The organism is Candidatus Nitrospira neomarina (genome assembly GCF_032051675.1).
Lineage (GTDB): Bacteria > Nitrospirota > Nitrospiria > Nitrospirales > UBA8639 > Nitrospira_E > Nitrospira_E neomarina.
In genome coordinates this window covers 3,819,162-3,832,646 of record NZ_CP116968.1, presented here as the reverse complement: position 1 = coordinate 3,832,646, position 13,485 = coordinate 3,819,162, and the positions used below count along the sequence as shown (strand labels likewise).

General features: G+C 51.2%; 11 protein-coding genes. 6 read left to right on the top strand and 5 right to left on the bottom strand.

All coding sequences use genetic code 11. From position 1 onward, the window contains the following. The first annotated feature begins 385 nt into the window (after nt 1-385). Together PQG83_RS16510 and PQG83_RS16505 are read left to right on the top strand one after the other, a co-directional pair. A complete protein-coding gene (locus PQG83_RS16510; protein ID WP_312743372.1) occupies nt 386-637 on the top strand; it encodes a helix-turn-helix transcriptional regulator in 252 nt (83 codons plus the stop codon). Continuing rightward, nucleotides 637-1,953, top strand: coding sequence for a type II toxin-antitoxin system HipA family toxin (locus PQG83_RS16505; protein WP_312743370.1), 1,317 nt, complete (start codon nt 637-639; stop codon nt 1,951-1,953). Before PQG83_RS16510 ends, PQG83_RS16505 begins: the two co-directional genes overlap by 1 nt. Nucleotides 1,954-1,981: 28 nt before the next feature. Here PQG83_RS16505 and PQG83_RS16500 read toward each other — a convergent pair whose 3' ends face one another. The 4 genes from PQG83_RS16500 to PQG83_RS16485 all read right to left on the bottom strand — a co-directional run bounded on the left by PQG83_RS16500 (nt 1,982) and on the right by PQG83_RS16485 (nt 7,689). Then, complete coding sequence (locus tag PQG83_RS16500; RefSeq protein ID WP_312743368.1) at nt 1,982-2,620, bottom strand: rhodanese-like domain-containing protein; 639 nt, start codon at nt 2,618-2,620, stop codon at nt 1,982-1,984. Nucleotides 2,621-2,709: 89 nt separating this feature from the next. After that, nucleotides 2,710-6,288, bottom strand: coding sequence for a hypothetical protein (locus PQG83_RS16495; protein ID WP_312743366.1), 3,579 nt, complete (start codon nt 6,286-6,288; stop codon nt 2,710-2,712). Between the two features lie 122 nt (nt 6,289-6,410). After that, complete coding sequence (locus tag PQG83_RS16490; protein ID WP_312743362.1) at nt 6,411-7,229, bottom strand: hypothetical protein; 819 nt, start codon at nt 7,227-7,229, stop codon at nt 6,411-6,413. A gap of 13 nt (nt 7,230-7,242) precedes the next feature. Continuing rightward, entirely contained in the window at nt 7,243-7,689 is a 447-nt protein-coding gene (locus PQG83_RS16485) for a hypothetical protein (protein ID WP_312743359.1), read from the bottom strand. A gap of 770 nt (nt 7,690-8,459) precedes the next feature. On the opposite strand from PQG83_RS16485, the gene PQG83_RS16480 reads away from it, so the two are divergent. Next, nucleotides 8,460-9,146, top strand: a complete 687-nt coding sequence (locus PQG83_RS16480) for a 4'-phosphopantetheinyl transferase family protein (RefSeq protein WP_312743357.1) — start codon at nt 8,460-8,462, stop codon at nt 9,144-9,146. A 224-nt stretch (nt 9,147-9,370) separates the two neighbouring features. On the opposite strand, the gene PQG83_RS16475 is transcribed toward PQG83_RS16480, so the two are convergent. Then, complete coding sequence (locus PQG83_RS16475; protein ID WP_312743355.1) at nt 9,371-10,486, bottom strand: hypothetical protein; 1,116 nt, start codon at nt 10,484-10,486, stop codon at nt 9,371-9,373. A gap of 476 nt (nt 10,487-10,962) precedes the next feature. Between PQG83_RS16475 and PQG83_RS16470 the strand changes: the two genes are divergently transcribed. The 3 genes from PQG83_RS16470 (at nt 10,963) to PQG83_RS16460 (ending at nt 13,469) form a co-directional block, all read left to right on the top strand. Continuing rightward, a complete protein-coding gene (locus PQG83_RS16470; RefSeq protein WP_312743353.1) occupies nt 10,963-11,448 on the top strand; it encodes a hypothetical protein in 486 nt (161 codons plus the stop codon). Nucleotides 11,449-11,929: 481 nt separating this feature from the next. Next, a complete protein-coding gene (locus PQG83_RS16465; protein WP_312743351.1) occupies nt 11,930-12,319 on the top strand; it encodes a response regulator in 390 nt (129 codons plus the stop codon). 223 nt (nt 12,320-12,542) lie between these two features. Then, nucleotides 12,543-13,469 (top strand): hypothetical protein, encoded by a 927-nt coding sequence (locus PQG83_RS16460; RefSeq protein ID WP_312743349.1) that lies wholly within the window; start codon nt 12,543-12,545, stop codon nt 13,467-13,469. Nucleotides 13,470-13,485: the final 16 nt, after the last annotated feature.

Below are 13,485 nucleotides of genomic sequence, written 5' to 3'. Positions count from 1 at the left end.
TGGGTTCTGTTGCACTTAAGTTTTTTTATTTATAAAAATAGATCTCCGAAACTCAAAACGGTTTCTGCTGTCGGGTTTCAATTTTTATTTTAAATGGTACATTCGAAAATTTGAATTCCTTCAGAAATCCCCAATTTTTTGTGCTATTCCAATGAAGACCCTCTATGCTTCAAGCCTGATATGTGACCGTCCAGATGGCGTATTTTCCGATCCTTCTCCTGCCCTAGCGCCAATAGAACAAGACGCGATTGCACACATACGTTCTCCACAAATCCAAATATAGATAAAAATGTTTATTCGTTTTGACGTATAAAATAATTTTATACGTTAATTAGAATATTGCCATATTATCCGTTTTGGCGCATAATAAGGGCGGAGGGTAAACATGTCCGACCTTGCACGCAATCCGAAACAGATCGGTAATCTGATCCGGCGGGCCCGTAAACAGCGCGGCTTGAGCCAGACGCAGCTCGGGGAAAAGACCGGCTTGCGCCAGGCGACGATATCCCTCATCGAGACGGGTAATCCGGCCGCGACGCTGGAGACGATCCTGACGGTGCTCAGCGTCCTCGATCTGGAGTTCCGGATCGCGCCGCGATCAAAGGCGACCGCCGCTGATATCGAGGATATTTTCTGATGGCCCGCAGCCGCCGGCATGCGCCGCTACTCGTGCTGCTGAACAATCGCCCGGTCGGTCAACTCCACAAGGCCACAAGCGGAGCCATTGCCTTTCAATACACCACGGAATGGTTAGCCTGGCCACATGCCCTACCGGTCTCACTCTCGCTCCCTTTGCGTGAAGACGCCTACAGAGGGGAACCAGTCGCTGCCGTGTTCGAGAATCTATTGCCGGATTCGGATGCGTTGCGCCGCCGGGTTGCGGAAAAAGTGGGAGCGGGCGGAACCGATGCTTATAGTCTGCTTGCTGCCATTGGCCGTGATTGTGTGGGGGCATTGCAATTTGTCGGGGCGGACGATGATGTGGAGGGGATCGACGATTCCGCCACGATCATCGGGGAGCCCGTCAATGAGAATTCGATTGAAATGCTCCTCAACGGGTTGGCGCAAACCCCTTTGGGTTTGAGCGGTGATGACGCGTTTCGAATATCACTGGCTGGAGCGCAGGGAAAAACCGCCCTGCTCCGGCATAAGGGCAAATGGCTCAAACCCCGTGGCACCACACCCACTTCCCATATTTTTAAAAAACAGATCGGCCGATCGCCGAACGGACTGGACCTCTCGAATAGCGTTGAGAATGAATTTTATTGCCTGAAACTGGCGGCCGCATTTGGCCTGCCGGTCAACTGGGCGGACATCTACACGTTCGGAGAGACGAAATCGCTTGTAATCGAACGCTTCGACCGGCGCTGGACAAAAGACAAGCGGCTGTTGCGACTACCACAGGAGGATTGTTGCCAGGCACTCTCGGTGCCGCCCACCCGGAAATATCAACGTGAAGGCGGACCGGGAATGATCGAAGTGCTTGATCTGCTCAAGGGCAGCGATCACCCCATTGAAGACCAGGAAACCGTGTTAAAGGCCCAAATCTTCTTCTGGCTTATTGGCGCGACGGACGGGCACGCCAAAAATTTCAGCATTTTTCTCAGTCCAGGTGGCAGTTACCACCTGACGCCCCTGTATGACATCCTCACCGCTCAGCCGAGCTTCGAAGTGCGTCAAATTGAAAGCAAGCAAATGAAGCTGGCCATGTCGGTCGGAACCAAACGGCACTATCGAATCGGCGACATTCTCGGGCGGCATTTTATTCAGACCGTGGAAGGGGCGGGACTACCGAAAAAATCCGCCCTTGAGACTATTGAGAAAATGGCTGATACCGCCGGGCAGGCATTGGAAGCCATCGAACGCGTCCTACCGGCGGATTTCCCCGAGGTCATTCACCGGGCGGTCAAAATCGGCGTGACCAACCGTCTGTCCAAGTTGCAAATTGCATAAGCTGTAGGGGAGGGTACGTGCGATGGAGCTATTCGGCCCGGTTTTTCATGGGAAGGCCTCGCTGTTTCCAGCCTGACATGTGACCGTCCAGATACACAATATTTTTATACCCCACCGTCCAGAGAGCGAATTTGCCGATCCACGCTCTCGGGCCATGCTCGCAATAGACGACAATCGTGTCCTTCGGTGTGGCGTTGGTTTCCTTATGACGGCTCCAAAGGCCGTAAAAAGGCAGATGCACAGCGCCCGGCACATGCCCGGCATCGTATTCACTTTGTGAGCGGACATCCACGATCACTGGCGCCGTCTGTTTTTCAATTGAGGCTAACAGTTGCTCGGGGGTCATATCGGACAGGCCTTTCTCCGAACATGAGACAAGAGTGGTAAACACGATCAAACCGAAACACCAATGCAAGATGGTGTCAAAATAGGGAGAAAAGGGCAAACCCGTCAGGAAATTGGAGGTTGGTTTCCAAACTTTTGGAGTCAACATTTCTCCGCAAAGCTGAACAAGATGACTCCGCGGGATCCTCTCATCAATAAAATTGCCTCGTGCCTTTCCGTCACTCTGTGAGCGGTATTGCCGCCTACCATGGCCCGATTGCCCATATATGTAGTGTGAGCCATAAGTTGGGGCCGGCACCACTGCTCCCTGGTAAGCATTCATTGAAAAAAACCTCTTTGGTGCCTTTTTCGTGATATCCTGATCTGGGCGAAGCAAGCGGGACTCACTTCAGAGGGATGCATTGGTCGAGGTTATGTCATGGACGAATCCGAATCCACACTCGCAATGGTCGTCACCAACGTGCCAAAATCACAAATCGCTGCAAGAGCCAATAGAAAGCCTACCGAAATGCCCTCGGTTGCGTCCTTCAGGGGTAGAAGCCACGCACAGCTCGTGGGGATCGGCGCCATGATATTACCAACCTCGGTCCATCCGTTTTGATAGCTTGGGTCCTTCGCTTGTTCGACCGTGGCCCAAATACCGGTTGCCAGGAGCCCCGTCCCTGCCACGCTCAGTGTAATGGGCCCTACGACAGGCGCGTATTTACAGTTCACCTTCACCGATGAATATATTGTAAACGCCAGATCGAGAGCGACTGGGACGAACCCGGCACCCCAGTACGTCACGGTCGCCGTGTCTGCGTTCGACCAATCGGATGGTGACTTCTCCAGCACCTGATAAGGCACAGTGAACCCTTGAAACATCAGTGTCAGGACAATACCTGACCACGAAAGAAAGGTGGCGATGGGATCTTCCTCACCTTCGGATAGAGCAGCGAGACCATCGTTGGCGAGATCATCGGCTGTGTACAGAAAATATGAGATGCCGGCGAGTAGCGACATGACCTCCTGGAGCGACGTGAGTTCTGTTGTGGTAAGCCCACACTTGGGCGGTGCCTCTGTGTCCCCCGTTCCGAAGGACGGCCAAGGTATAGGAGAAGATGTAATGGTGCTGACCTGTGTGCTGGTAAAAGGAGGACTGGGCTTGGCAGGGTCACTCTTGGTTCCAAATAACAGTTTATAGAGGATGGTTGCCGGCACCGCAAGGATCAGGCTGAGCACATCCAAGATGGTCAGGTCGTCCCCCGGATTCTCAGGTGTGCCGGTAATCACATACTTGTACAACCACGAGAGTATGGGAATGTTGATAGTCTTGTTCAGAGCTGTCTGAAGAGTGGAGATTGCCGTGCCAAGCAGATCCAGCAACGCAACAAGGATATCTTCGACAATATCCAACACGAACATTACCACATCCTCAGCGGCTTGAAGGAAGGCCAGCATCGCGACGTCAAAGAACGCTTTCGGATTGCTCGTCTGAATTTGCAAAAAGTTCTGAAGCGATTGGGTTTTGCCTTGGAATTCCGAGGCCTGGGCCTGAACCAAGTTGTAGAGACTATCGAACGGACTCGTGTCTGCCAGAGAAGGCAACGCCGCGGCCAGGCTTGAGGTAGTCGCAAAGTGATGTTGCGCTTTGGAAGAGACGTAATGACAACGTGCGGCGTGGGCATGAAAGGTGTCATGGTACGCCTTCCCCTGCAGTACGGTTGACGAGCCGCCCTTTTGCTTGCTGGCGTACTGGTTGAAAGACAGGCCTGATTCAAAGACCTGTTCCGCATTCGTAAAGGCACTCTGAACCTCACCTTGGAGCGCAGCGAACTTTTCCTTTATGAGGCTCACCGCATCCTGATCGCTTGTCTGCAGGTTCGTCATGACGGAATTGATGTAATACTTGATCACGGTATGCGTATTCAGGATATCGGACCACTCAAACAGTTCCCGTAGAAAGGTTATCACTTCCTTGATGACATTAATGGCTTTCTTGATGTAATTGACCAGGACTTCTAAAAAGTCGCCGATGTCGTCAACGGTCTGAAGAACAAATTTTTTAACGGCGTTGCCAACAGTAATGATCACATTCACCACATCGTTTTCGACCGTGTGAAGAATATGCACGATATCCCTAAACACATGTTTAAAGAAATTTGCCACATCTCCCCAAATACCGGAAAAAGAAAAGTCAGCCTCAAGATCTGCGTGAGACCGTATACGATCCTGTGCCTCCTCCAGGGAAAGCGGTCGGATTCTCGGCCCACCCTCCGCGGTAAAGTCGAGTTCCCAGTGCGGCATGTCAAGTTGGCTCACATCGAAATGCGCCGACGGTGCAGTTCTTTTCTGAAGCATCAACTGTCCTGCCGTTCGGACAGTCGAAGCGACGGCATCAGCATCCGGATAGCCAGACGGCAGGACCCCGGCATTTTCAAGAGAGGCCGCGGTGACGGGAAGACTGGGATCCTGCCCTGCCAGACGGCTGAGGGTACCCTCGTCGGCCGGACACGCTTTCCACTCGCCTGAGGACATGAAGTCGGGCACGTTGATACTTAACACCGGCGCGGTCAGCGTCACAGCCCGTATGGCGACGGTTAGCTTGCCCAGTGTGTTGGTGACGATCTGTGCAGATTCCTGCGGACTGATATGATAGGCCAACTCGTTGGCGATAATGACTGCGGGACGGTCCGCCTTGATGTTCATCACCACAGAATGCACCGGGCTTCCATACTGATCGACAGCAACAATCTCTGTCCTGTACGTGCTCACCCTCTGGGGTGCCTGGGCGGGCGGGGTGGGACCGTCCAACTGCTGTACGAACCACGATCCATAGGTCACACTCGTCCCATCGGGCACTAACTTTTGGCTTAAGTGTTGGACCTCTTCAGTGAGGCTAACATCGAACACCTCCGGACCAAGCGGCATGACGGAGGGACATGCAATAACTTTTAACGCGTTACCCAGCGGGACCCAGTTCTGGTTGAAGACGGGATTGCCGGATGACTCCGTCGCCGTTTGCCGCAGCAACCAGAGCTGACCCTGAAGATCAAGCGCGAACACCATGTAGCGGTTTTCACTATCAACCCCAAGGGCCACAGACTGTACGCCTGTCGGTGCCGTTCCCGTGGCAAGCAAATCCAAGGTCGTGGGTGCCCCGGCGGAAAAATCTCCAACGTAGAATAATTGATTGTTGTTGGTACGCACCAGAAAGGCGCTTTGCCCCGCTGTCGCCGGCAGACCATGGAACCGGGTAATTGTTAACGGACCCGTCGCGAGAGGGAAATTTTTCCATTGTGAGTTGGCCGCCCACTGAAACTCCCCACTCACTATTGAACCGCACCGGTAATTGACCGTCGTCCCCTCCGCAGAGGCTACCGGCTGCAATATGGTCAATTGGGCCGACTGCAGTCCAATGACGACAAGATATGCGGGAGTTGTCGACGCGGAATCCATCTCAAAGTTTTTCGTCCACAAATCAGTACTGTCGTTACGAGAGATCAGAAAGAACGTGGGCTGCGCTTCTGTGACGGATATGCCATAGAGGAAGTGGTTGCCTTTGGGATCGCAATACACATCCGCCTGCGTCGTCATACCCAGAACAGCCGGCGGAGAAGGCATGGAATTCCAGTAACCCTCCGATGAGCGCTGCATCCATATAACGGCCTGTGTACTACTTCCAGATGTTGCCGGATAAAAGACAAGAACGTTTAGCACTCCCTGCTCGTAAAACCCGAGGAGTGTCGAGATGGGGTTCGGGACCATAATTGGAATGGGAATAAGGTTTTGGTTCCAGCCGGAATGGGAGGATTGATCCCGCACAAAATGCAGCACACTGGTGTTGTCATGCCCCACAGTGAGCAACTCGTTTACCAAAGTGCCGTTCACCTGATTTGTGACGACGATAAACTTTTCGGTGAGTTCGTTGGCGACAGGCGGAGTCATCACGGACAAATAGTCTTCGATCAGGCTCGAACTTACGGTCATACCAGAAGCGATGCGCGTCATGTCTCCCTCCCTGGATTGAATGATGGAAACGCGATAAGAATTGCGCGGCAGCACGATCGAAGAGCAAAACCGGAAAGACGGCCTTTTCGATTCGGTCTCCTCAGACCGTAGCACTTCAACCGTTAGCTCTTTTCACATTGGAGTATCTGCATATAAGGAAGTCCGGTCGATGCCGTGCCGGAAACTCCGGAATAGTTTTGGGTTCCCGAATGGCCGTAGCCCCAAGCCTTCCAAATCATAAATTGAATTAATGACTTACTGCCCGGCGTAAAACTACCCGAAAACGAGTGCGCATGTGTGCGATTTTCATGTGGAGCTAAAGGATCTCCCCCAAAAGTGGCAAACGGGCTGCCGCCCGCAGGGAGGCCGACCATGAACCGTCCCTGGGTTGCCGCCGGCTGAGTCCATCCCGAAGGGCAGTCAAGACCCGCGGTAAACATGAGGACCCCGGTTGGAATGTCGCCCGAGCCGGGCGGCTCATTAGACTTCATGCATACAAGAAGCTGCACGTATGGGACTTCAGAGGTAGAAGCCGCTGTCGTGCCGCCGAACGTATAGTTTCCCTCCGAAGTCTGGCTATCGTCGCAGCAACCATCAGCACCATAAATATATGTGGATGGAAGTGTAATACTCGAGCTGAAACTGTGGGTATGGGTCCGATTCTCGCCGCTGGCGAGCGCTGTTTCGACTTGATCTTGTGTGGTCCCGTTCGGCATCACCGGAACGAGAAAACGCCCTGTCACCCTGTCTAGGGTGTTTCCGGTGGGCGTCCATCCTCCGGGACATTCCTTGGCGTTAAAGAAGGCGATGAACTGACTTGGATACGGGTCCTGAGCATACCCCACGAGAGGAACACTGAATGCCGTCGCCACAAGAATCATGATGACGAGTGGGGCTGGCGAGAGTTTTTCGAGGAATTGTGTCAAGCTCGATATGCGCATACGTACCCCCTTGCTATTCTTTTTGACACACAACAAGTTGAATAAACGGCAGGTTTGATGTCGCCTCTTGCACGTCTCCAGAGATAGTGTACGTGCCCGATTTGGCATAAGCGTAGTCTTTCTCACCGGTGGCTAGCGCAGCATGCTTGTTGGGAAGCGTGAGATCGGTCTTGTAACTATGGACATGCCCCGGCGCGGTCATATCCTGAAGCGGAGTACCAACCATGACGCCAGAATCCGATGATTTTTGAACCGCGACGACGGCGCGTCCCTGGACGTTGGTGGCAACACTCCAGCCCGTGGGACATGATGCCGTGGTAAAAAACGCCACCATGCCGGAAGGCGTGCCATCAGTGCCCGAAGGATTGGTCGCGATGGCATTCGATCCTGCCAGGAAACCGGCGACCACAGCTATCAGGACAAAGCCCCTGACGCTCCATTGTACGGGTTTATTACGCATGTCCATACCTCCTTACAAGATTTTCCGTCGGCGGCCGAGCCAATGGTACACATCATATATTCAAAATGTCTACAAATTTTGATCAAGAATTTTTCCTGCGAACACCCATGCAACTTTGATGAAGTCAATTGATATTTCCCTGATTTTATTGTTACTGCCAACTCCGCTTTTCCCACTTCTGAACTACCATATGGAAAATGAAAATTTCCAACCACCTTCATTTCATTGAGGCCCATGTCAACTTAATCAAATATTTTTCTGGTCGAGAATGATAATTTTCCAGTGTTTCCCATTTTTTACAACAAGCAACATATATCGATCCGCTATCCGGGAATACCAACTAAAACTGGTAATTTGTGTAGTTGTAGAGGATTAAGAAAACTGAAAAAGGCGATGCCGCTGCCGATTTATCACACACACTTATGTGTTTCGTTCTTTCACATGAGCGCAGCTTTAGGGCCTCGCTGATTTTGAGTGGCTCCGATTCTTTGTCCGGTTATTTGACGAGAGACGGCGAACCATTTTCTTTGCGTATCCTTTGGCAATCAATCTGAGCGCCGAATGCTTTTGCGTAGGCCGAGGGAAATACAAAGTATCCGATAATTTTCCTTTTTTTCGGTCGAGATTCGAAGATGTTTCAGGGTCACAGACTTCCTAAAGGGTTTCAGCCAAGCCTTCCTTCCGATACAATCCCTCTAAAATCTATGTTGCCTTCCACCCCCTGGGCTTGCCCCTCTTCTCCTGACATTTTTAGGAGCCTGTCGCCAGGCGTGGTCCATGTGTGGCGTGTTCATCTGGATATGTCACCCCGGCAGGCTGCTCTCTATCGTGCCGACCTATCTGAAGATGAACGAGCACGGGCAAAACGGTATCGGCTTCCTCACCACCAATACCAATTTATTTCAACCAGAGGCATTCTTCGAAATTTGATTGGTCGGTATGTGGGAGTTCCCCCTGGTACTCTCGGACTTGAGAACAACATACAAGGGAAACCCTCTCTGACCGAACCGCCCCATCCATCATTACAATTCAATGTCTCTCATACAAATGGAATGGCATTGCTGGCCTTCACGGTTGAACACGCTGTGGGGATTGATGTAGAACAGGTCAACCGGAATGTCAGCGATCAGGATATCGCCACAAGGTATTTTTCTCCCCAAGAGGCCGCGTACCTTGCTACCCTTTCACCTGACAAGCGGACCCAAGAGTTTTTAGCCTACTGGACCTGCAAGGAAGCGTATCTCAAAATGCAGGGGATTGGGCTATCAGGTGGAATAGCTCAATGTGAGATCGCATTCGACCGGGATGGATTGAAGGCTACTGTGCGGTCAACATATGAACCCGATCGGGGGAACGACTGTTTACTCTTTCGCATCAATGCAGGCCAGGCTCACATCGGAGCCCTATCCGTAGACTGTCCTTCGGTTGAAGTGTTGTTTTGGGATTGGAAGGATTAAGGGGGAGTTGAACAAGCCATCAGCGAAGTTCTCGTCTCTTGGCCATGCTCACCTACTCACCTGCAGGTTCCGCGTCAAAGGGGAGTGAGGCTATCGGACGGAGCAGGCCATACTACGGCCTTGCTGGACAGAACTTTTTGCACCCCCTCTCATTGCACGTGGTCCCTCTACTATGAAAGAGTCAGGGGTGAAACTATTGGAAATTGAATAAATCCACAGTCCTATTAATGCGCGGCCTCTCCCTTAAATCGAACAGGTTCGTTGCCTTGTAAATGGTCCGGGGTAAGATAGTATGTGCCTTTGAGACTGGCATCCCAAATTGATTGAGCCGCCGGTTCATTCCCTCCGGTCAACAGATACACAAAACCTCCAAATAACCCGCCCACGCCGGCATAGACCACTTTGAAGGGCGTATACAAAATCGATAACGCTCCACTCGCGACTTGAAGTCCCAAAGACGAATCGTCCGAGTTCTCTGAATTTTCGGCAACCACCGGCGCCGCCACATCAGACGCGGGCGTGACTTCCTCAGCAACCGGTTCAGTTAAGAGGGTCACTTGCTCCTGTGCCATCTCAGTTGGCGGACCCGGCTCTGACTGGGTAGCAGCACCTGCGTTAGGTGAATCCAATGGGACCGTCGCCGACTGAGTTGTAGCAGGTGAGCTGGAGGGATCAACCGCTACCGGCGCCATCTGAGGAGCTACCGGAGCCATCTGAGGAGCAGGAGACTCGCTCGGACTCTCTGCGTTCACCTCCTGTGACGGGGAAGGGGAGGATACTGGTTTCTGCCAAGCCTGCTCAAGGGCCAGAATGGTCAGATCTTGTATCACCCGCTCGGACACCACCACTGGGTCAGAACTCCAAGCCTTTCCTTCAAAGGCCACCTCGCCTGCACCGGCATTCATTCCAAGAATATCAACGACGACCTTGTTCATGGGTGGAGATCCCCCACTTACCGGCTCTATTGTGGAATTCAATGAAGTTTCGTTTACATGCACAAATACCACCAATGTCGCCCCAACCTTACGAGCTCCACCTAGAGCCTGAGCTTGTCCTTCCGTCCCTTTTCGAGAAGCAAATTCAGGACCTCCCTCCTCTTGTACAACCTGTCGATTGACCACCAGTAATTGATGGTCATTTAACCAATCCAAAGCCTGATTGACGGCCGCCACATGATTCCCGCGCACTACCACCTTCGTTCCCGGGCTTGGTTGCGTCACCTGAAACCCTTCTTTTTTATAGGCTTCATTCCCGTTGGGACCGCCAGCGCATCCCAACGAAATACCAAAAGCAAGCAGAACGATCAGGTTTCTCATGTGCCGACAACCTAGATCCGACATAGTGATGTTCCCTTCATTACCATTTCTATTGTAAAGAGCCGCGTTTGTAGGCCCGATAAGAAGCTTTTCAGAAATCCAGCTCAATAATGACGTGATCCGGGTTTCCTGCCCAACATTCACTTGAGAATTGGAGGATTTTGCGTATACGGTCCGGTTTCAACTGAAAAATTAGCATATGACAACCGTCTTGAAAAATTAAAATACCACAAGTCGAGCCTTTACGGAGAGAGACCCGTTAATTTTTCTCTTTTCTGATAAATGGAGTAGACTCTTGTTTGAAGATCATCCTGGACGTCCATAACAGAAAAAAAGATTGGTTTTTAGCCTTTTGACCGAACACTTTACCTTTCCATCACTCTTCCTGTAGGGACTGGAATTGCGTGAGCCCCGGCTTCCCGAGTATGCTAGTGAAGTGAGTAATTAAGCCGATAGACCTGGATAAACGATAAACGCCCAAAAATTTTCCAAAACTTTGTATGGCTTTGCGAATTCTGTCATTTTTCATCGAAGGCGTCACCTGGCGAGTGGCGAAAACCCCTGCGGGCTATTGCCACCGTGGCCTTTCGACCATGCCAGAGTGGGTTCCGGGAATTCCCTCCGGCGTATCCAAGGATATTGTCGAAAGCACCTTTCAACAATTTCCCTCTGATGATGACTCCCTCCAACCCCACAACATCACATTCAAATTGACCTATCGTGTCGGGTCTTCCAATATTGAATGTTTTATTTTTTCTTCACCTGACGACGACCTCTTTTCTGTCAAGATTCCTCCTGGTACGTTCATCGCTCTTCAAGAAGCACTTCCCTCCCAGACTATCCCACGCATGAGAGTCGCCCGTTTGGCTGTGCATCATGCGATTGCGTCCGGAATGCCAGGGATAGAACTTCTTCCAGGAAGTCCTATATACGAGTCAGTCAAATCCCAATTATCAGGGTCCTGTCTCCAAAAATCGCCGGTGTGAGTCTTTCGCTTTCTATCGCACTGACTAGTCCTCTCTCCATCCCAGGCCGTTATCCAGGGCTACTGGTTGGAAAATATTTTTTAATGGACCATATGGCAAGTCTCTGAAAATCCTGCTATCCGGCACAATCCACCTTCTGACTCTTCCCAAAGCCACGAAGTGTCACCGGTTTTCTCGTCATAAATCATCCATCAGCTTATCACCCCGGCAATCCACCCTTTTCCCCCTACCAAAGCTGTGCGCAATCCTGTTGGTAAGGTATGCATAAAGCGTCAAACACATCGCCGACAAAACCATCATCAATTTTTCAAAGAATTCAATTATTGTGTTGTTAATAAAAAAATAACACAAGATATACGGTGAGGGTATTCCCCCCGTCACATTACGTATGCAACAATAGGGTACACTTTCCCTAAAAGAACGAACAACTGATCCGGGAAAAGTTGAATGTTCTTATGGTGTTTCCGAGGAACACATCGTGGTGAGCAACCGTTCTCCCTCTCTCAGAAAACTTGTGCTGATTGTGGATGATGAGCCTGCCGTCCGCCGAACTGTACGGGGTGCATTAGAATCCTCTGGCATTGAATGCGCCGAGTCGGAAAACGGCGCCGAAGCACTGGCATGGTTGGAAGAAAACGAAGTCGATCTCGTCCTGGCTGACTATCACATGCCTATTATGAGTGGACTGACCTTGTTGGAACGAGTCAACGGTTCCTTGAATGGCAGAACCCCTCGGGTCATCCTGCTCAGTGGAGTAATTGACGAAATACACAAGCACAAAGCCAAGGGACTTGGCGCCTATGCGATCATTGACAAACCCTGTAATTTCCGTGAACTTGTCGAAAAAGTAAACGAGGCTCTCGATTTCTAATTTCCCCCCTCCCGGTTGATCGCACTAAGGGTCGTTTCGACCTAGACATTTCAAGAGTAAGCCGCTGTCGGGTCATCCCCCACCATTCAGGAAATGTTCTACGGCATTGCCCTTGTGCTAGGAATCAGTCAACTACCGCTCGGTAATAATGAACTTCCCATCGTAGTCTATGGCTTGCCGATTCTATTCATCTTTAAGTGTTTCCCTGATCCTGATCGCCTTTTTGAGTTGGTGGATTTTCCCACAACCGGGAAAGGCGGAAAGTTCCGCGCCAGGTATTCATTGGGGTGCGCTCGACTTTCCCGATCAAGAACCGGTGCTGACCACCGGACTCTCCATATTTCGCTTTACTGAATTTAATGGGGAAGGGAAGCGGTTTAATGGCATTCGGGAAACCATCGGATTAAATCTTATTACCACCAGTTGGACACGCCACTGGTCAAATTCCCTCGAAGGATGGAGCACCAATCTGACCTTCGGAATTGGCCCTACAAGAAATCAGCCTTCAGAATCCCTCCAGAACGATTTCGTCCATGACCGCCTGTTTGATATCCCTCAGGTTCCGGTTGAAACGAAACGAAAAGAGACCGATTTTACCATATCCGGTTCAATCACCCGATGGGGAGAACTCCCTGGACAACGCCGGGTACTATTTCTTGGGGGCGGGGGACAGACCGGAAGCCTCTATCAGGAACTCTTTGCCCGTGGGGGTTTTCGCCGCTGGTCACCGTTAAAAACCATCGACAATCTGAGCGGAACACATAATGGCTGGATTGCAGATGTGTTCAGACCTCTCCGATTGTCCGGAATGGTGAGGGCCGGGCGACTTTTCAACGGCGCCGCGTTCCATGATTTAGCCAATCATTCTATTGCCGCCCAAGGCTCCCTTAGCTATGGCTGGTATGATGAGAAAACATTTCGGCCCTTGTTTGAGGTCGAAATCGGGGCCACCATTGATTCCGGAATGTTTAATGGAAACCAGGGAAATTCATTGGAGGAAAGCTTTTGGACTTTTGCGATCCGTGCCCACCCATTTACTTTCGAAACATGGAACGATCAATTAAGCGGCCAAGACTTCGGCCCAACGTATGGAGGCAAACTCATGATGGATCTCTCGTTCCTGCTTCCTGATTCCTGGAAAGGGCATTGACTCTCGCTCCGGTATA

Coding starts and splice junctions, on each gene's coding strand:
- PQG83_RS16510 (WP_312743372.1), top strand. CDS start 386: ATGTCCGACCTTGCACGCAATCCGAAACAGATCGGTAATCTGATCCGG.
- PQG83_RS16505 (WP_312743370.1), top strand. CDS start 637: ATGGCCCGCAGCCGCCGGCATGCGCCGCTACTCGTGCTGCTGAACAAT.
- PQG83_RS16500 (WP_312743368.1), bottom strand. CDS start 2,620: ATGAATGCTTACCAGGGAGCAGTGGTGCCGGCCCCAACTTATGGCTCA.
- PQG83_RS16495 (WP_312743366.1), bottom strand. CDS start 6,288: ATGACGCGCATCGCTTCTGGTATGACCGTAAGTTCGAGCCTGATCGAA.
- PQG83_RS16490 (WP_312743362.1), bottom strand. CDS start 7,229: ATGCGCATATCGAGCTTGACACAATTCCTCGAAAAACTCTCGCCAGCC.
- PQG83_RS16485 (WP_312743359.1), bottom strand. CDS start 7,689: ATGCGTAATAAACCCGTACAATGGAGCGTCAGGGGCTTTGTCCTGATA.
- PQG83_RS16475 (WP_312743355.1), bottom strand. CDS start 10,486: ATGTCGGATCTAGGTTGTCGGCACATGAGAAACCTGATCGTTCTGCTT.
- PQG83_RS16470 (WP_312743353.1), top strand. CDS start 10,963: ATGGCTTTGCGAATTCTGTCATTTTTCATCGAAGGCGTCACCTGGCGA.